Genomic DNA, 15,643 nt, shown 5'->3' on the forward strand with positions numbered 1-15,643 from the left:
TTATAACGCGTTAGTAACATTTTTTTACAAAAAAGTTAATTATGGTTTAGTAAAAGCATTTTGCAACTATTTTCCAAAACAGCGATTTTTTTCGCAAGACTCTGTGCGCTTCTGGCATACGCAAACACGCCATATCCCCTAACCACGATGATATCACTATTTTCGCTCATCATATAATTGTAAATTTCGTGCGGTGCCCTATCGTGCCAATCATCGTAATTTTTCGGATCGTAAATTTCAAGCCGTTTGATGATAGTCGCACCATAATAATCACGCGGTATGATAAAGTCGTGTTCTAAGGTATATGCAAGCAAATACGGCGGCATAGCGTAAGCAACGAATTTGGCTTCTTTAATATTTTTATATATATTTAAATGTATATCACTATCTATACTCGCCTCTTCCCAGCGATAGTCCTTTTTGGCAAACAACGCCACGAAATCGTCCAAACCTAGGCTGTCAAAAATGGCATTTTTTTTATTGATAATGAATTGATTATCCTTAACTTTGGCTGAAATCGAGCCGTGAAAAATGCCAAAAAGCTCCTTTCTAAACATCGAAAGCGAAATTCTACGCAAAATTTCGTAATAATACTCGTCCATTTTTTACCTTTTACCTAAAAAATGCGCTATTATACTAAACTAGAAATTTTAAAAGGATTAAGTTTGCAAATTCCTCATATTCCAGTTTTGTTTAACGAAACACTTAGCGCATTTTCGGACACCCAGAGTGGCTACATACTTGATTGCACCCTAGGATACGCAGGGCATAGCCAAGGTATCTTGCAAAGCCTACCAAATGTCCATTTAATCGCATGTGATAGGGATAGCGAGGCGATAAATTTTTCAAGTAAAAGGCTAGAAAATTTCAAAGATCGCGTGCAAATCCATAAGGCAAAATTTAGTGAAATTTTAAAAATTTTGCCAGATGAAAAAATAAAAAACATAAGGGGAATTTTAGCCGATATCGGCGTTTCATCGCTTCAAATCGACAAAAACGAGCGGGGTTTTGGGCTAGGAAGCGACGAGCTAGATATGCGTATGGACAGCTCCTGCTCAAAAGACGCGAAATTTATAGTAAATAATTATACAAAAGATGAACTTGCACGGATTTTACGCGAATACGGCGAGCTACCAAACGCATATCAAATCGCTGAAAAAATTATCCAAGCACGCAAACTCTCACCGATTACCAGCGCGAAAGATTTGGCGCAAATAATCGGCACTAAACCTGCCAAAAACAGAAGCGTAAGCCCTGCAATCCTCGCATTTCAGGCAATCAGAATCGAGGTAAATAACGAACTTGGCGAACTTGGCGAACTTTTAAATTTAATCGAACAAAAAGCAAGAAATAAAGTCTTAACTAATGCAAAAATTGCTATAATCTCCTTTCACTCGCTCGAAGATCGTATCGTAAAAACGCGTTTTAAAGAGTGGGAAAAAGCGTGTATTTGCCCAGAATTTGCACTAAAATGCGAGTGTGGAGCTAACCACAATCTAGGCAAAATCATAAGCAAAAAGCCAATCACCGCTAGCAGCGAAGAGCTAGCGCAAAATTCTCGCGCAAGCAGTGCGAAGCTGAGAATTTTTCAGATAAAATAGCCAAATTTAGGCTATTTTAGTAAAATTTTATTAAAAATTATAAGCAAAATTTTGTGTAAAATATTATGCTAAATTTTACTTATAATTTTTCGAATTTTGAAAATTTTAAAATTTAAGTGGAGAAAATTTTGAATAACGAATATGATTTTATCATAAATAATTCCGTCCCAAACAGAGCTAAATCCGCGCCCAAGACGAGCGAATATATCAGCGACGAACAAAACCAAATTTTGCAAAACTACCAAACCACAAATTTCAAAGAGGTAAATTTATCCTTAAACAAACTTTTGATGACCTATTTGATAATGATGTTCGTGTTTTTACTAACCGTGCCGGCGATTTTTATCCGAAACGAGATTTACTACATTTCGCGCGACATCGCAGAGCTTCGCACCAAACACGAGGTCCTACTCGAAGAAAACCGCGCGCTTAAAAACAATATCGAGTTTTTGCGCTTCAAAAAAGAGATCATCGACGCCGTCAATCTCGATGACAAACCAAACTAACGCCCATTTTGGCTAACTAACACACTAACTAACAAAAAATTTATGTGATTAATTTTAAATTTATTTCGCTACCGCAAGTTTGAAACACTGCCCCGAAATTTTGATTTGCCATTTTGAGAAGCTGTTTTACTAGGCGTGCAATCCAGAAAAATTCCATAGCACTTAATCTGTCATTGCGAAAATTTTGCGTTAGCAAAATTCGTGGCAATCTACGAGCTAAAATCACCGAACGATAAATTCGCAAATTTTATAAAATTCCATAAATTTCAAAATTTTAGCAAACAAACTAACCCTAAATTTTAAACTCATAGATTGCTTCGCTTCGCTCGCAATGACAAATTCAACTACATTTACTACTATTATTGTGGAAATTTTGCAAAAATAAATGAAAGGCGTGGCTATAAGCCGAGTTCTGTCTGTGCGGTCATTTATCTACACTGGTTTTTGCAAACCAGTTCTAGCGAATAGTATCTCATAAGACCTTACCTTCTATTCTTGCTGCGAGTTGGGTTTGCACTGCCGCCCATGTCTCCATGCGCGCGGTGGGCTCTTACCCCGCCCTTTCACCCTTACCATAGCGCGAACGCTATGGCGGTTTGCTTTCTGTTGCACTTTCCCTATGGTTTCCCACGGCGTCCGTTAGACGCAACTCTGTCTTATTGCAGCTCGGACTTTCCTCTTGTTTATCACAAGCGACCGCTCGCCACGCCGAAGCGCAATTATAGCTTTTTATGCTTAAATTTTATTTCTTAACCTAAAAATGCTATTATTGGTTTTTCACTACAAAGGATAGCAAATGAACGATTTATTAAAAAAACTCTCACCGCTACACCAAGCATACATACAACAGACAATAGACACATTTGGATCAGACCACTATACCACCGCCTATGCTTACTATGATATAGGCAAGAGTAATAAAAAATCTGGGGATTATAATATTGCCTTGGCATGCTTTGAGGCGGCACTTAATATACAAGAAAAGGTCTTTGATAATACTCACTCAGATAAGATCCACCCGGACATCGCCCGCTCTTATGTTAACATCGCAGAGTGCCATGCTAATCTAGGAAACAGTGAAAAAGCGCTTGAATACTATAATAATGCTATAAAATGCGGATTAGAAGTGCTTGAAACGCAGCGGAGAAACCCTGAAAAAAAAGATATTTCTTACATTGCAGATATCTATGTTTTTCTAGGAGTAGCTTATTCAGCAATCAAAGATTTTGATAATGCCATAGAATATAAACTAAAAGCTCTCAATGTGCGAGAGATGATTTTGGATAAAAACAGTAGGGATATTATAGAATCTTGTTTGTTATTAGCGATGGATTATTCACACATAAATGATAATGACAATACGATAAAATACTGCCAAAAAGTGCTTCAAATGCTAAAAGAGTCGTCAGATAAAGATGATGGACCTAGCCACGCAATTAGCGAAAATTTAGGGCTTAGCAATGATGAAATTATCGGCGCAACTTACGGGATTTTAGGGCGATCGTATTTTTTAAAAAACGAGTATAGCAAAGCCTTGGAAATCTTTGAAAAAGTGCTAGATATATCTGAGCGTTTAGGCGATATCGATAGCGTAATTTTCACAAAACAACTCATAGCTGAAATAAAACAAAAGCTGTAATTTTCTTGCAACAAGAGCGTTGCAAAAATTTTAAAATTTCGCAGAAATTTTAAAATTCTGCGAAATTCTGCCATTTGCCCTGCTTTTAATTTAAACTTTGTAGATTGCCACGAATTTTGCTACGCAAAATTCTCGCAATGACACCAAAAGCAAAATTTGCAAATTTTAAAATTTCGGCGCAGTATCCATAGATTGCGTCAGCAAGAAATTTGAAATTTTAATTCTACTTTTTCTTCAAATTTTGCGTAGAATTTGCCGTAGCGTTTGCGTCGATATAGCCCATATCCACGAGTTTTTCAAAGATTTTTTTCACCACAGGACCAGCCGCGCTTCCGCCACCGCCTCCATGCTCGACTAGCACCGTGACGGCGTATTTTGGGTTTTCATACGGGCCGAAGCTCGTCATCCACGCATGCGAGCGGTGGAAATAATCCATTTGCGACTCTTTTAGGCGTTTATTTGTCTTTTGCGATAGTCCTACGACCTGCGCGGTGCCGGTTTTGACCGCGAGCGGGACGACGGCGTCTTTCATGATTTTATACGCAGTTCCGCCGTTTGGGTTGTTTCCCACCTCATACATACCGCGCCTTACAAGCGGGAGTTGGTTTTTTTCAGCCGGAGTGAAAAGCTCGCCCGGCTCGAAGCTAATCTCTTCGCCGTCAATGCTCTTTAAAAAATGCGGGATTATCGCCTTGCCTGTGGCGATTTGGGCTGTGTTTTTGGCTACTTGCATAGGCGTTACTAGCACATCGCCTTGACCGATTGAGGCATTTACGGTCTCGCCTTGATACCATGGGCGTTTGAATTTCTGCATTTTCCACGCCTTATTTGGCATGGTGCCTACGAATTCGTTCGGCAAATCCACGCCTGTTTTCACGCCATATCCCATGCGGTTAAGGTAAGCTGACATATAATCAATCCCCACAATCAACGAGCCTTCGTAAAAATATATATCACAGCTACTTTTGATAGCCTGCACTAGGCTCACTCTGCCGTGCCCTCCACTACTCCAACACCTAAATCTGCGCCCTCCAAGCTCAATCGCACCACCGCAAAACGCGCTCCAATTCTCATTTATCTTGCCGCTGTTTAAAAAACTCATTCCAACAGCCATTTTGATTACCGAGCCTGGCGGATAGAGGCCATTTACGAGCTTGTTTGTAAATGGGTGGCGCGGATCTTTGATTAGCTCGTCCCACTGGGCTTGCGAAATTCCGCCCACAAAGGTGTTTAGATTATACTCAGGGAAGCTTCCAGCGCCCAGTATCGCGCCGTCTTTTAGATCAATCACGATCGCCACGCCGTCTTTGTCTTTGAAAATTTCCTCTAAATATCTTTGGAATTCCAAATCAATCGTCAGCGAAATCTCGCTACTGCTTGGCTCCTCGTATGAAATCTCCTCGACAACCTCATTTAGCGCAGTTACCTTGGTCTTGCGCTCGCCCCTTTTGCCCTGTAAAATTTCATTATAATACCCCTCCACACCGCTTCTGCCGTTATATCCAGTAAGAGCCGAAAGAGGGTTGGATTTGATATCTTTTTTATTCGCGCGTCCGACATAGCCGATGATATGTGAGGCGAGGTGATTGTGCGGATAATAGCGTTGCGAAGCAGGCTCGACACGGATATTTTCGTGCAGATTTAAATTCGCAAAATGCGTGATTGTTTCGTTGTAATCCAAAAATTTAACGACTTCGATAAAATTTTGGTTATAAACCGAGTTTTCGTCCTTGTAAATTTTGCGCATTTGCGTGGTGTTTAAATCCGCGAAATATTTGCTGATATTTGCTAGCTCAGCGTCCAGCGCGCTATCTTTTAAATGTGGCGCAATCAAAAGCGAAAATCCGATATTATTAATCGCTAGCGGGCGGTTTTTGGCGTCTAGTATCTGCCCCCTCACAGGCGGGATATACTCGGTCGAGACGACATTGTTTTTGGCGATTTGCTCGTAAAATTCGTTTGATTTGATAGCTAGATAATACACCCTAACCAAAAGCATGGTAAAAAACGCCAAAACAAAGAAAAAGACGAATTTCAATCTCATACAAATCGCCCCTTAAAAAAGAGCAAACTAAGCAAAATATCGACCACGATATAGCTTAAATACTCGCTTCCCACACTCATAGCGTCAGCTTTTTTGATATACGAAATCGCGCCATTTACCCCCAAAATCAGCGCATAAGCAATCACCACATAAAAGCCAAGCAAAAAGTTGCGGAATTTGATATTTCGCAGGCTAAATTCGTAGATAAAAGTGTAAAAAATAATGTAAGCTAGCGCAATGCTAAATAGGTTAAATCCGTAAATTTGCTCGGCGCAAAATAGATAAAAAATCGCAAAATAGTAAGCGAAATTGTATTTTTTAAATTTGTTTTCATGCTCGAATTTCAGCACCACCAAAGTCACGAAAAAAAATCCCAAAAGCGGCGGCAGTCCCCGATACATCACGCTTAAAAGCAGATAAAACGCGACGCCAAAGCTTAGGGCAAAATCGACTATAAGGTATAAATTACCGCGACTTCGTTGCATACTGGAAACTTTTTGCAAGATATACAATCTGCCCAAATTTTTTGGGCTGGAAGCTCGTCTTTACTGATTTCTTTAAAGCCGTTTTGCTCGAAAAAATGCTTTTGATAAGTTAGCGCAAAGACATTTTTTAAGCCATAAAATTTCGCCTCGTCTAGCAGGGCTTTGACGATTTTTGAGCCGATTCCTCGCCTGCGAAATTTCGGCGAAACGACAAATGAGCGAATTTCTGCAAGATCTGCATTGAAAATTTTCAAAGACGCATATCCTGCAAGTTCGGCGTTTTGTGGTTTTTGGGCGAAATACTGCGTGTAAGAGGCGCAAATTTGGGAATTTTGGTTTGAAATTTCACTAGAATTTGCCCCTAAATTTGCACTATCAAATTTCGGCTCAGTGTTTTCTGGCTTGGCGCGCGCCTCATCGCAGACATACGCTAGCGTATATGAGCGGATATTTGTGGCGATTTCGTCGTTGCTTCTAGGCAAAATCACGCCACTTTCAACCTCGGCTTTTATCATTTCTTGCATTGCGCCTATGTCGCACAGACGCGGTTTTTCTAGCACTATCATAGTCCAAACGCCTTTTTTATGATTAATTCGCGTGCTTTGGCTATGCCAGAACCTTTCAGCGTCGAGACGAAAAGTGCGCCAGGATTGCTTTTAAGTAGCTTTGCGCGCCCAGCTTGATTTAGTTTGTCAGCTTTCGTGTAAAGGCGCAAAATTTGCTGATCGCCTCGCAAAAAGCTCTCCACATACTCGCGCAAATTTCTATCAATATCCAAATCGAATTGGCGCGAATCTATCAAATGGACAAAAAGCTTGATATTTTGGCGGTTTTTGATAAATTCGTCCAAATTTTTCTGCCAGATATAGTGCATTTTTTTCGATACTTTTGCATATCCAAAACCCGGCAAATCCACAAACATAAGCGAAAAATTCTCGCCTAAATTTGCCAAAGCTTCATCAAATTTTTCATTTTCGCTAAATTTTTGCCCAAATTTTACCTCGAAATAATTCACAAGTTGCGTCTTGCCCGGCGTCGAGCTTGATTTGGCTAGCCCTTTGCGCTGAGTTAGAGCGTTTATCAGGCTGGATTTGCCCACATTTGAGCGCCCCAAAAACGCCACCTCGCTCATCGCAAACTCTGGACTATCGGCAATCCCTGCGGCGGAAGTTATAAATTTCGCGTCGTTTATGTTTATCATTTTTGCTGATCTTCTACTTGAAAGATTAATCTCACAGGCTTTTTGCCAGCGCCGCCATTTGGCGCAGATTTGACCTCATAGGTGCCTTTGGTGCGATTGACCACAATCTGCTCGCCAAAGACCTCTTTTTTGGTCTCAGTTTCGTGCAAATGCGCGTTTCCTTCGAGCGTGTATGTCTCAGCGCCCGGCGTGTATGTCAGCACTGCGCCCTGCCCGTCGTAGTGTTTGTCATTTACTAGCACCTTAAATTTCGCATTTCCTGTGGCGACATATTTTGTGGGTTGCTTTTTGGCGTCGAAATAAATCGTAACCTTATCCGAAGTTAGCGTATCATAAGAGCCTTTTTTTATCTTTACATTGCCCGTTAGGGTGCTTATTTGTTTGACCTCGTCAGCGAAAAAATTATCCGCCGTAACCTCGACTAACTCAGGTGCGCCAAATGCGCTCATACAAGCCAAAAGCGATGAAAAAATCGCTAATTTGATGAATTTTTGTCCTGCGTGTAATACCATGCGTGAATTCCTTTTGAGTTTGTTTTTTTATTTTTTGTATCGTAACTGATTTTTTCGCCAGTTACTTTGTTTTCGCCCTGAGTGAGGGTGTATGGCACATCTGAGCGAACGATTTTGTTTTTGAGATTGTAGGTGATTTGCTCGGATTTGTAATCTATTTCGTCGCTGTTGCGGTAATGCGCCGAACCGCTAAATTTGATATTATCGCCCTTTTTAACGGCTAAATTTGAGCTAATTGTGTGATTTATATCATCTAAAATCACAGCGCCAAATTCGTAAAATTCATCGCGATCTTTGTAGCGAATCCCGTTTTTGGCTCTAAATTCGCCAGTGATTTTCTCGCCCACTTGATAATCTCTCACGCCTTGCATTTCGAGATTTGAGACATTTAAATTTTCCTTAAACATCTCCTCGAAATACGGAGTTTGCACGCTTAGAAACACCATAGCGACGCTAAAAATTGCGATTACGACATAAAAAATTTTTATAACCATTTAGAGTTCCAAATCTCTCGCATATTGTTTTTATCGACTAAGATTTCAATCATCTCGCGCACCGCTCCATGCCCGCCACGCGCATTTAGCGTATAATGGGCGTTTAACGAATTTAGCGCGTCGCTTGGCTTGAAACTCATACCAACGGCGTTTAGCAGTTTCGCGTCGTTTAAATCATCGCCAATCGCCGCAGCCTCGCTAAAATCGAGCCCGAGTTCGGCTAAAATTTCGCTAGCTCTGCCGAATTTGTCCTTTTCGCCCTGGAAAACAAAAGGAATTTTAAGCTCCTTTGCCCTATTTGCCACGATTTGCGAGCTTTTGCCCGTGATTATGGCAGCGTAAAGACCGCACCTTTGCCACTCTTGGATCCCAAAGCCGTCTTTGACATCGAATCTCTTCATCGTCTCGCCACTCTCTGCGTGATACAGCGCGCCGTCAGTGAGCGAACCATCGACATCTAAAAAAATAATTTTTATCATAAATTTTCCCATAATTTGTAAATTTAAAAGCTAATGATTTTAGCCAAATTTTGCTTATAAAACAGCCATTTTAGAGTAAAATTTTAAAGCTTTGGTTAATAAATAAAAATCGAAAAAATATAAACCAAACAAAACAAAATCGGCAAGATTATCGCAAAAATGCAAAGCGCACTTTTTATTCGCCTTTTGTAATACGCTCTTTGGTCGCTAAAATTCGGCGTGCGCGCAAATTTTATGATATAAAAAATCACAAAACAAAGCGAAATTAGCCATAAAAGTGGTAAAAAGCCAAGAAATGCCAAAGCAAGAGTTGTTTGCATTTTAATCCTTATAAATTTCGCTAAATTTTAGCGTGAAATTTGCTAAAATTTGTCATTGCGAGGCGTGGCAATCTACGAAATCAAAATTCCAAATTTGTAAATTCTCTGTCATTGCGAGCTTTCGCAGAAAGCGAAGCAATCCAGTAAAATTTAGAGTTAAATTCAACCTAAATTTAGCATTGAATTATTTTTTGAATTTAACCTGCGCCGTGAAATTCTCTGTAAGGGGGAAGGGGGCTTGAATTGCGAGGTCGCGCCCCTTCCCCCTTACAATCCCCCAACCCCCGACGACGCTTTTAAGGTGGCTAAATTTAGAGCTTCGCTCTAAATTTAGCTGGTTTTTTTTTACGGAAATGCTTCGCATTTCTTTGCAATGACAGATTATACAAAATTAGCAAATTTCAAATCTGCAATAAAATTTGCGCTAGTTTCGCTGAATTTAGCGAGCCGATTTGGCGCAGGTTTTCTAACTCACTGCCGTTTTTAAAAAACAAAATCGCAGGAGGCCCCATAATGCCAAATTCTTTTTTAATCTCGCTCATTTGGGGGCTGTTTTGGGTCAAATCAACCTTAGCAAGCGTGAAATTTGACAAAATTTCAGCCAAACTCTCATCGCCAAACGCCGCCTCACTCTCTTCGCAGTTTTTGCACCACTGCGCCCAAAAATCCACAATCACGGGCTTTTGCGAGCCTTTAATCATCTCGCGTAACTCACCCAAATCTCGCACGAAAATAAATCTTTCCCCATTTTTCGCACTTTGCGTCATAACGCCTTTTTGCGCAGCTACGCCCTTTTGTGCCGAAATTTCGCTAAGTGGCTTGGTAAAATCCCTCGCCCCGCTTGCAAATCCGATTAGCAAAAGCACGCTATAAACTAGCGTTAAAAGCGCGAGTGCGCGTTTTAGTGCGTTTGCGCGCGCATCAAACAATCCCAAAACCCCAGCCATTAACGCGCACAAAATCGCGTAAAATAGCAGTGCTAAATTTTCGCCGATTATGAAGCGCACTATCCAAACCGCCATAAACAAAAGCAAAAATCCAAAGATTTTTGGCACCACTTCCATCCACTCGCCTGGACGCGGCAGCGCGCCTCCAAGCCCGATTATAATGAGCAAAACCCCGCTTCCAAGCCCCAAAGCAAAAAGCGCACTGGCTCCAAGGGCTATATTTGCGCTATTTGCGATGTATATTAGCGCAGCACTTAGCGGGGCTGAAATGCAAGGGCTAACCATAAGTGATGAAATCGCCCCCATTAAAAACACACCCACAAATCCGCTTCTCGCGTCGCTTTTAGCACTTAGGAAATTTTGCAATCTGCCAGGAAGCCTAATCTCATAAACCCCAAAAAGTGAAAACGCCAAAGCCACAAAAATGGCTGCCGTGATGATTAGGGCGATTTTATTTTGCAAAATACCTTGCAAATTTTCGCCCAAAACCGCCACCCCAGCGCCCAAAACCGCATACGAACTCGCCATGCCAAGCACATAAATCACGCTTACAATCAGGCTTAATTTCACGCTTGGCTTGCTAGCTGTTTTAGCCACGATAATCGACGAGAGTATCGGTATGAGCGGATAAATGCAAGGTGTCAAAGAGAGCAAAACGCCAAAACCAAAGAATAAAATCAAGGTCATAAAAAAGCTTTTGTTTTCAAAAATTTCTAAAATTTGCGATTGGCTTAAATTTGAGCCAAAATTCCCCGAATTTTGCGCAGGCGAATTTTGCTCTAAATTTTGCCCCGAAATACCTGCGCCGGGATTTTTCAACGCCGAAATTTCATAACTCTTGCCACTTTTATTTAGCGCAAAGCCTCTGTTTTGTGGCTCGTAGCAAAACCCACCCACAGTGCAACCAAGAAATTTCACTAAAATTTGAAAATTTTTGTTATCTTTTGCGTTTGCAAGCACTAGCCCCATAGGCAGGGCAATGCTGAAATTTCCGTCATAAATTTGGTGATTTTTATACTCTTTTGGCTCTGGTAAATTTAAAAGTGCGCTAACTTCGGCATTATCAATAAAAATTTTAATCTCGTCTTTATAAATATAAATCTCATCTGCGACGCGAAAATTTAAGCTAATTTCGCTTTCGCTTGTGTTTGTATCGACGATGAAGGCCTCATTTGGTGCGATTACTTCGCCAAAAAGCGTGATAAAAAACAGAAAAATAAAAGATAAAATTCTCATTATTTGCCTTGAAATTTTTTCGTAATATTATCAAAAACATATTAAATTTTAATTCTTTTAAATGTATAATTTAAGTTTTATTTTCAAAAAAGGAGAACAAAATGGCTGAACAAACAAGCGATACACAACTCAAACAAATCGCATACGAGGGCAAAAAAATCAAAAAAATGAACAAAGAATTTTACGAGAGCGAGCTTGTAAAATTTCAAATCGAGTTACTCAAACTTCAACGCTATGTCAAAGATAAAGGGCTAAAAGTCCTAATCATCATGGAAGGTCGCGACGCAGCGGGCAAAGGTGGCACAATCAAACGCCTAACCGAGCACCTAAACCCACGCGGTTGCCGTATAGTCGCACTCGAAAAGCCAAGCAATGTCGAAAAAACACAATGGTATTTCCAACGCTATGTCGCGCATTTGCCAAGTGCGGGCGAGATTGTGATTTTTGATAGAAGCTGGTATAACCGCGCTATGGTCGAGCCTGTAATGGGATTTTGCACCGATGCTGAACACAAAGAATTTTTACGACAAGTGCCGAAATTCGAGGAAATGCTAGCAAATTCTGGCATTATTTTGTTTAAATTTTATTTCTCAGTTTCAAAAGAGGAGCAACAAAAACGCTTCGAGGCGCGCCGCACAGACCCTCTTAAACAATACAAACTCTCCCCAGTAGATGCCAAATCGCAAGAGCTTTGGGAGCAATACACTTTGGCAAAATACTCAATGCTACTAGCCTCAAACACCGATATTGCGCCATGGATCGTGCTAGATAGTAATGACAAAAAAGCTGCAAGATTAAATGCGTTTCGCTGCATTTTAGCCAGAATTGATTATGATGAAAAAATCGATCCTAGCGAATTTAAAGTCGATGTGGATTTGGTCAGAACCGGCACAGAAGAAATCATGCTTATGGAAAATAGCCTTAGAAACGAGGGCTTGGAAAAACTAGAAACCCTAAAAAAAGCACAAAAAGCTGAAAAACAGGTAAAACTAGGCACAGGTAAGCCAAAAGATAAAAAATAACCGAATTTAGACGCCGTTTGTGCGTCTAAATTTATCTTTTCTTAAATTTTTGATTTAATTTAACTAAATTTATATAAATTTTGATAAAATTCGCGGGAAACCAAACCACATAAAGGTAAAACATGACATATAAATTCGAAAATTTATACCAAAATTTAAGTTTCTATGCGAGCGAAAAATCTCGCCATATAGCGATTTATGACGAAGATATGGAGATTAGCTACGCAGAGCTTAAAGCCAAAGTCGATGCGATTGGCGCATATTTGCAAAATAGCGGAATTCGTTTCGGCGATAGAGTGGCTATGTATGTGCAAAACGGCTATGAGTTTTTCACCATTTTTCTAGGTATTACCTCAATCGGCGCGGTCGCTGTGCCTATGAATACCTTCCTTAAAAACGAGGAAATTGAGTATATTTTAGACAATTCGCGCTCTCGCATGATTTTCGCTTCAACTGCCCTTAGCAAGGAGCTTAAAAGCATTAGCGCACCAGATATCAGACGCATAATTTGGGTCAAGGGCAAAAGCGATGAGCCAACCCCAAACTCAGCCCTTCCAAACGCGCAAACACAAGGCGCACTTAGCGAGCACAATGTCAGCTTCGATACTGTGCTAGCCTGTAAAACCAAGCTAGAAATAGCGAAATCTCCGACCGAAAACGATCTAAGCCATATCGTCTATACCTCAGGCACGACAGGCAGGCCAAAGGGCGCTATGATTCGCTACAAAAACATACTCTCAAACGCCGATAAAGCCACACCTCGCTACAATGTGAGTGGAAAAGATAGATTTTTGGTATTTTTACCGATGTTTCATAGCTTCACGCTGACTGCGACGCTGATTTTATCGCTATACAACGGCGCGAGCATAATCGCTCTAAAATCAGTTTTCCCTATCACAAATGTCCTAAATACCGCCCTAAAACGCAAAGCAACGGTATTTTTGGGAATCCCGTCAGTTTATACAATGCTAGGCAAGGCAAAACTTGGCTGGAAATTCAGATGGTTTAATAAGCTTAGAGTATTTATGTCAGGTGCAGCCCCTCTTGCGCAACAAACAATCGACGAATTTTACAAAAAATTCCCAAAAGCCCACCTTATCGAGGGTTATGGACTTAGCGAGTGTTCGCCTATCGTATCGCTGAACTACTACGACAAACAAAAAATCCTAAGCGTAGGCACACCGCTTGATGGATACGAGGTCAAAATCGTAAATGATGAAACAATGGAAGTCGCTCGTGGCGAGATCGGCGAGATTATCGTGCGCGGGGATTGCGTCATGGAAGGCTACCTAAATATCCCGCCAGAAGAGACGCTGACAAACGGCTGGATTCGCACAGGGGATCTTGCGTATATGGACGATGAGGGATTTATCTATATCGTCGATCGTATCAAAGATATCATCATCGCCAAAGGCATAAATGTCTATCCGCGCGAGGTCGAGGAAATCATCTACAAAATGCCACAAGTAGAAGCCTGCGCGGTCGTGGGTATCAGAGATGAATACGCAGATGAGGAAGTCGTAGCCTTCGTGCAACTCAAAGAAAATCAAAAATTAAGCGAACGCGAAATCAAAACTTATCTGAAAAATCACCTAGCAAACTACAAAATTCCAAAGGTCGTGCATTTCGTGCCTGACCTGCCACGCAACGCCACTGGCAAGGTTCTAAAACGCGCATTAAAAGAGCAGATTGCAAAAGAAGGCGAAAAAGCATAATTTGGCTTTTTAATTTTATTTTAACTTTAAATTTGACCCGTCGCTAACTCTCTTGACGGGTCAAAATCCTAATCAATACCTAAATTTCATCATAAAGCTTGATTTTTTTATATAATATAAATTTTAAAATTCGCAAATTTGATTACTAGGAGTTACTTTAAATTTTGTTTTATAAATTTTTGCAATAATAAAAAAATAAGGAAAAATATGAAATTTAAAAATCCGATTTACTATGTGGATAAATTTAATAATTTAATCAAATTTGCTTTTAAAAATAATCATATTTTTTTAGGAATTGTGCTTTTAATGTCGGCACTTTTATCGCCAGTGTGCTTTTTAATGGCGTATAATAATGTTCCAAACGAAAATGAAAAAATGGCTGTTGCTGGAATAATAACAGAGTTAAAATGTTATCCAGCAGGTTTTAAACACTCGGCATTTTGCAGAGTAAAATTTGATAACTATTTTTTTAGACATGAATTTACTGATAGTTTTAATAATGGAGAAAATGGTCTTAAAAGGGCAAATTTAAGTGATTTATTGAAGATTGCTTATTATGAAAAGAAGTGTGTATTTATAGAATATTACAATAGCACGATTTTAAAAATGGAATATTGCAATGGCGAAACAATATATTTATTCGAACATTTAAACACATGGATTTTGGAACGCAAGATAACCACACTTTTAGGAATATTATTACTTTTAATTGCGATTTTTACAGCTATAAAATTAAAAAATTTAAACCCAATGCGTTAGATTTAAATTTGCAAAAATCAAATTCAAACACAAAAGCATCATCGATAGCTAAAAAACTATCAATGATTGCAATTTTTATAAAATTTAACGAAAATTACCTAGCCAAAATTCGTCTAAAAAACGCTCTATAAAATGCACAAAATTTCGATTCTTTTTTTGCATAAATTGCGCAAAATACGCTTTGTAAATCCATTTTTTCTTGCAATGTGATCTTATACATATCAATCTCCTAATAATTTTTTTATTTTATGTAGCACAAAAGACGCCTCATCGCTATCAAGCTCGCAGAGCATTTGGCAAATCGCAGTCGCTGCCTGCGGTTTGGTCGTGCCAAGGCGCCAATCCTGGTATGTCCTCATCGACACGCCAAGCTTTTTCGCCATTACAGCGTGAGAAATCTTTTTGCCCATATTTTTTGCCTCGACGGCATTATGCAAAATATTGAATATATCGCTCGTTTCTAACATGCCAAAATTATACAAGTTTTAGGATTAATTATACATTAATCTGTATAATTTATCTAAATTTTGTATTGTTTATAAGCAAAATTAGTAAATTTTTGCGTTATATCGTGTGAATTATACAGAATTTCTCATAAAACAAACATAAAATTTTACAAAATTTCCAAGAATTTTAAGGGGGAAATTTAGCTATGAAACCGCCAAATTTTGCACCCAAAAACA

The 15,643-nt window shown here is 39.7% G+C and carries 18 protein-coding genes and 1 other RNA gene; 6 read left to right on the top strand and 13 right to left on the bottom strand.

Going from position 1 to position 15,643, the window contains the following annotated elements:
- Nucleotides 1-35: 35 nt before the first annotated feature.
- Nucleotides 36-602 (bottom strand): class II aldolase and adducin N-terminal domain-containing protein, encoded by a 567-nt coding sequence (locus tag PF027_RS04925; RefSeq protein WP_270859434.1) that lies wholly within the window; start codon nt 600-602, stop codon nt 36-38.
- Between the two features lie 63 nt (nt 603-665).
- Here PF027_RS04925 and rsmH point away from each other — a divergent pair, with 63 nt between their 5' ends.
- The gene (gene rsmH / locus PF027_RS04930; protein ID WP_270872367.1) at nt 666-1,601 is read left to right on the top strand and encodes a 16S rRNA (cytosine(1402)-N(4))-methyltransferase RsmH; all 936 of its coding nucleotides are present in this window, start codon (nt 666-668) and stop codon (nt 1,599-1,601) included.
- A gap of 128 nt (nt 1,602-1,729) precedes the next feature.
- Complete coding sequence (locus PF027_RS04935) at nt 1,730-2,107, top strand: hypothetical protein (protein ID WP_270868033.1); 378 nt, start codon at nt 1,730-1,732, stop codon at nt 2,105-2,107.
- 385 nt (nt 2,108-2,492) lie between these two features.
- Here the strand turns inward: PF027_RS04935 and rnpB are convergent.
- Nucleotides 2,493-2,819: RNase P RNA component class A (gene rnpB / locus PF027_RS04940), an RNA gene on the bottom strand.
- 84 nt (nt 2,820-2,903) lie between these two features.
- Here rnpB and PF027_RS04945 point away from each other — a divergent pair.
- The gene (locus PF027_RS04945; protein ID WP_270872368.1) at nt 2,904-3,746 is read left to right on the top strand and encodes a tetratricopeptide repeat protein; all 843 of its coding nucleotides are present in this window, start codon (nt 2,904-2,906) and stop codon (nt 3,744-3,746) included.
- A 223-nt stretch (nt 3,747-3,969) separates the two neighbouring features.
- Here PF027_RS04945 and mrdA read toward each other — a convergent pair whose 3' ends face one another.
- From mrdA to dsbD, 9 genes are all read right to left on the bottom strand, one after another.
- The gene (gene mrdA / locus PF027_RS04950; RefSeq protein WP_270872369.1) at nt 3,970-5,790 is read right to left on the bottom strand and encodes a penicillin-binding protein 2; all 1,821 of its coding nucleotides are present in this window, start codon (nt 5,788-5,790) and stop codon (nt 3,970-3,972) included.
- On the bottom strand, nt 5,787-6,275 hold the full coding sequence (locus tag PF027_RS04955; RefSeq protein ID WP_270872370.1) for a hypothetical protein: 489 nt from the start codon (nt 6,273-6,275) through the stop codon (nt 5,787-5,789). The genes mrdA and PF027_RS04955 overlap by 4 nt, the downstream gene beginning before the upstream one ends.
- Nucleotides 6,242-6,841, bottom strand: coding sequence for a GNAT family N-acetyltransferase (locus PF027_RS04960; protein ID WP_270872371.1), 600 nt, complete (start codon nt 6,839-6,841; stop codon nt 6,242-6,244). Before PF027_RS04960 ends, PF027_RS04955 begins: the two co-directional genes overlap by 34 nt.
- Nucleotides 6,838-7,476, bottom strand: a complete 639-nt coding sequence (locus PF027_RS04965) for a GTP-binding protein (protein ID WP_270872372.1) — start codon at nt 7,474-7,476, stop codon at nt 6,838-6,840. The genes PF027_RS04960 and PF027_RS04965 overlap by 4 nt, the downstream gene beginning before the upstream one ends.
- Nucleotides 7,473-7,988 (bottom strand): lipopolysaccharide transport periplasmic protein LptA, encoded by a 516-nt coding sequence (gene lptA / locus PF027_RS04970; RefSeq protein WP_442867878.1) that lies wholly within the window; start codon nt 7,986-7,988, stop codon nt 7,473-7,475. The genes PF027_RS04965 and lptA overlap by 4 nt, the downstream gene beginning before the upstream one ends.
- A complete protein-coding gene (lptC, locus tag PF027_RS04975) occupies nt 7,952-8,482 on the bottom strand; it encodes an LPS export ABC transporter periplasmic protein LptC (protein ID WP_270872373.1) in 531 nt (176 codons plus the stop codon). Before lptC ends, lptA begins: the two co-directional genes overlap by 37 nt.
- Nucleotides 8,473-8,961, bottom strand: coding sequence for a KdsC family phosphatase (locus PF027_RS04980; RefSeq protein WP_270872374.1), 489 nt, complete (start codon nt 8,959-8,961; stop codon nt 8,473-8,475). Before PF027_RS04980 ends, lptC begins: the two co-directional genes overlap by 10 nt.
- 95 nt (nt 8,962-9,056) lie before the next feature.
- Complete coding sequence (locus tag PF027_RS04985) at nt 9,057-9,281, bottom strand: hypothetical protein (protein ID WP_270859425.1); 225 nt, start codon at nt 9,279-9,281, stop codon at nt 9,057-9,059.
- Between the two features lie 401 nt (nt 9,282-9,682).
- A complete protein-coding gene (dsbD, locus tag PF027_RS04990; protein WP_270872375.1) occupies nt 9,683-11,464 on the bottom strand; it encodes a protein-disulfide reductase DsbD in 1,782 nt (593 codons plus the stop codon).
- A 101-nt stretch (nt 11,465-11,565) separates the two neighbouring features.
- Here dsbD and ppk2 point away from each other — a divergent pair, with 101 nt between their 5' ends.
- The 3 genes from ppk2 (at nt 11,566) to PF027_RS05005 (ending at nt 14,960) form a co-directional block, all read left to right on the top strand.
- Nucleotides 11,566-12,486 (top strand): polyphosphate kinase 2, encoded by a 921-nt coding sequence (ppk2, locus tag PF027_RS04995; RefSeq protein ID WP_442867879.1) that lies wholly within the window; start codon nt 11,566-11,568, stop codon nt 12,484-12,486.
- Nucleotides 12,487-12,608: 122 nt separating this feature from the next.
- The gene (locus PF027_RS05000) at nt 12,609-14,201 is read left to right on the top strand and encodes a long-chain-fatty-acid--CoA ligase (protein ID WP_270859423.1); all 1,593 of its coding nucleotides are present in this window, start codon (nt 12,609-12,611) and stop codon (nt 14,199-14,201) included.
- Between the two features lie 207 nt (nt 14,202-14,408).
- A complete protein-coding gene (locus PF027_RS05005) occupies nt 14,409-14,960 on the top strand; it encodes a hypothetical protein (RefSeq protein WP_270872376.1) in 552 nt (183 codons plus the stop codon).
- A gap of 94 nt (nt 14,961-15,054) precedes the next feature.
- On the opposite strand, the gene PF027_RS05010 is transcribed toward PF027_RS05005, so the two are convergent.
- A complete protein-coding gene (locus tag PF027_RS05010; protein ID WP_270872377.1) occupies nt 15,055-15,180 on the bottom strand; it encodes a hypothetical protein in 126 nt (41 codons plus the stop codon).
- A 1-nt stretch (nt 15,181) separates the two neighbouring features.
- Nucleotides 15,182-15,427 (bottom strand): XRE family transcriptional regulator, encoded by a 246-nt coding sequence (locus tag PF027_RS05015; protein ID WP_270859471.1) that lies wholly within the window; start codon nt 15,425-15,427, stop codon nt 15,182-15,184.
- Nucleotides 15,428-15,643: the final 216 nt, after the last annotated feature.

The organism is Campylobacter sp. VBCF_01 NA2 (assembly GCF_027797205.1).
Lineage (GTDB): Bacteria > Campylobacterota > Campylobacteria > Campylobacterales > Campylobacteraceae > Campylobacter_B.

Excerpts from the sequence above, each read along its gene's own strand:
- PF027_RS04925 (WP_270859434.1), bottom strand. The coding sequence starts at position 602 with ATGGACGAGTATTATTACGAAATTTTGCGTAGAATTTCGCTTTCGATG.
- PF027_RS04945 (WP_270872368.1), top strand. The coding sequence starts at position 2,904 with ATGAACGATTTATTAAAAAAACTCTCACCGCTACACCAAGCATACATA.
- mrdA (WP_270872369.1), bottom strand. The coding sequence starts at position 5,790 with ATGAGATTGAAATTCGTCTTTTTCTTTGTTTTGGCGTTTTTTACCATG.
- PF027_RS04955 (WP_270872370.1), bottom strand. The coding sequence starts at position 6,275 with ATGCAACGAAGTCGCGGTAATTTATACCTTATAGTCGATTTTGCCCTA.
- PF027_RS04960 (WP_270872371.1), bottom strand. The coding sequence starts at position 6,841 with ATGATAGTGCTAGAAAAACCGCGTCTGTGCGACATAGGCGCAATGCAA.
- PF027_RS04965 (WP_270872372.1), bottom strand. The coding sequence starts at position 7,476 with ATGATAAACATAAACGACGCGAAATTTATAACTTCCGCCGCAGGGATT.
- lptA (WP_442867878.1), bottom strand. The coding sequence starts at position 7,988 with ATGGTATTACACGCAGGACAAAAATTCATCAAATTAGCGATTTTTTCA.
- lptC (WP_270872373.1), bottom strand. The coding sequence starts at position 8,482 with ATGGTTATAAAAATTTTTTATGTCGTAATCGCAATTTTTAGCGTCGCT.
- PF027_RS04980 (WP_270872374.1), bottom strand. The coding sequence starts at position 8,961 with ATGATAAAAATTATTTTTTTAGATGTCGATGGTTCGCTCACTGACGGC.
- PF027_RS04985 (WP_270859425.1), bottom strand. The coding sequence starts at position 9,281 with ATGCAAACAACTCTTGCTTTGGCATTTCTTGGCTTTTTACCACTTTTA.
- dsbD (WP_270872375.1), bottom strand. The coding sequence starts at position 11,464 with ATGAGAATTTTATCTTTTATTTTTCTGTTTTTTATCACGCTTTTTGGC.
- ppk2 (WP_442867879.1), top strand. The coding sequence starts at position 11,566 with ATGGCTGAACAAACAAGCGATACACAACTCAAACAAATCGCATACGAG.
- PF027_RS05000 (WP_270859423.1), top strand. The coding sequence starts at position 12,609 with ATGACATATAAATTCGAAAATTTATACCAAAATTTAAGTTTCTATGCG.
- PF027_RS05005 (WP_270872376.1), top strand. The coding sequence starts at position 14,409 with ATGAAATTTAAAAATCCGATTTACTATGTGGATAAATTTAATAATTTA.
- PF027_RS05010 (WP_270872377.1), bottom strand. The coding sequence starts at position 15,180 with ATGTATAAGATCACATTGCAAGAAAAAATGGATTTACAAAGCGTATTT.
- PF027_RS05015 (WP_270859471.1), bottom strand. The coding sequence starts at position 15,427 with ATGTTAGAAACGAGCGATATATTCAATATTTTGCATAATGCCGTCGAG.